Origin of the sequence: Agrococcus jejuensis (assembly GCF_007679035.1) — a bacterium.
GTDB lineage: Bacteria > Actinomycetota > Actinomycetes > Actinomycetales > Microbacteriaceae > Agrococcus > Agrococcus jejuensis_A.
In genome coordinates, this window is sequence record NZ_VEFR01000023.1 from 1 (window position 1) to 289 (window position 289).

Below are 289 nucleotides of genomic sequence, written 5' to 3' on the forward strand. Positions count from 1 at the left end.
GGAGGGATGGCAGAGGCATGGAATGGCGGATTGTGGGGGGAGGTGCGCGGGGAGGTGGTCTGGGGGGGGGTGCTCGTGGTGGAGGGGGGGGTGCCTGCGGCGATGGGGGGGGTGGAGGGGGTCGTGGAGGAGGAGAGGGTGAGGGAGATGATGGTGAACGTGAAGGGGGTGGTGGTGTGGTGGGAGGAGGAGGAGGGGATGGTGGGGTAGGTGTGGAAGGAGGGTGGGGGGAGGGTGAGCGGCGGGGAGATGAGGGGTGCGGGGGGGGTGCAGATGGAGAAGGGGGAGG

The 289-nt window shown here is 70.2% G+C and carries 1 protein-coding gene; it reads left to right on the forward strand.

Translation table 11 applies throughout. The features are described from left to right. On the forward strand, positions 1 to 210 hold a 210-nt coding region (locus tag FS793_RS16870), incomplete at its 5' end, for a hypothetical protein (RefSeq protein ID WP_222123788.1). Between the last annotated feature and the right edge of the window lie 79 nt (positions 211 to 289).